Source organism: Streptomyces sp. MnatMP-M17, from assembly GCF_900091995.1.
Classification (GTDB): domain Bacteria; phylum Actinomycetota; class Actinomycetes; order Streptomycetales; family Streptomycetaceae; genus Streptomyces.
Genome location: NZ_FMDK01000513.1, coordinates 1 through 1,231, shown reverse-complemented (window position 1 = coordinate 1,231; position 1,231 = coordinate 1). Strand labels below are relative to the sequence as shown.

At 75.7% G+C, this 1,231-nt stretch carries 2 protein-coding genes; both read left to right on the top strand.

From position 1 onward, the window contains the following. On the top strand, positions 1-658 hold a 658-nt coding region (locus tag GA0115259_RS40485), incomplete at its 5' end, for a hypothetical protein (protein WP_093600224.1). Continuing rightward, positions 655-1,231: hypothetical protein (locus tag GA0115259_RS22590; protein WP_370748359.1), on the top strand; the 577-nt coding region annotated here is incomplete at its 3' end. The genes GA0115259_RS40485 and GA0115259_RS22590, both read left to right, overlap by 4 nt.

Here is a 1,231-nt window from a genome sequence, read left to right as displayed (position 1 = left end):
CGCGGGCGCCGGCGGCGGCACCACCAGCGTGCTGCGCTCCCTGGCCGCCCAGGCCCTCGCCCTGGGCGCCCGCGTCGACGTCATCGACCCCAGCAACACCGCGCAGGCCTGGGCGCGCGGCCTGCCCGGCGTCACCTACCTGTCGCGGATCGCCGCCATCCACGACCACCTGCTGCTGACCGTCGCCGCCCTGCAGGACGGCTGCGCGAACTGGGACGGAGGATGGCCGGGCCGGCGCGTCCTGGTCGTGGAGAACACCGGCACCATCGCCTACGGCCTGCGCCAGTACTGGATGCACACCCGCCCCGAGACCCAGCTGGAGGAAGCGCCCGGCGTCGAGGCGCTCGCCGTGCTGCTGGCCACCGGCTGCTCCTTCGGCGTGCAGGTCCTGGCCGGCAACCCCCGCGGCGACATCCCCGGCCTCGGGCACGTCCCCACCCACCAGGTCTTCACCACCCGGCTCCTGGCCTGCGGCGGACCCACGCTGTGGAAGCGGGTCGCCCCGGAGATCTGGGCGCCCCCGGCCAGCTCCGCGATCCCCGGCCGCATGCACCTGGTCGACGACGGCCGCACCACCGCCGTGCAGGGCCTCTACTTCACCGACGACGAGGCACGCACCTTCGCCCGCGGTCTTCCCACCCCGAGGCGGACCGCATGATGCCAATCCTGCCAAGTCGCCGCATCCCGGCGGCTGTTCACCTCACCTGCGGCCCGGGCCTGCGCGAGGCCCGGCGCAGCGAGCACCCGCTGATCGGACTCACCGCCGGCAACCGGCCCGTACGCCTGACGCCTAGGGACGGCCACCTGCTGCTCGTCGCGCCGGCCGGCATGGGCACCAGCACCGTCCTGCGCACCCTCGGGGCGCAGCACCTGGCCGCCGGGGGACACCTCGACATCCTCGACGTCCACCTCGGCGAGCACCCGTGGGCCCGCGGCCTGGAGCGCGTGTCCTACCTCGATACGGCCGAGACGATCACCGCGCACCTGCACGGCCTCGCCCACCAGGCCCGGCGCCGCGCCGAAGCGGGCCGCCCCGGCCCGTGGCGGCTGGTGCTGGTGGAGGACTGCGGCACCACCGACGTCCTCCTCCACCACCACCTCGACGCCCGGCCCAACGGCACGCCCCTGGACGCGCTGACCGCCGTGCTCGCCCACGGCCGCCTGGCCGGGATGCAGGTGGCCTTGGCCTGCCAGGCCATCCCGCCGCCGCTCGCGCACATCGCCGCCGACC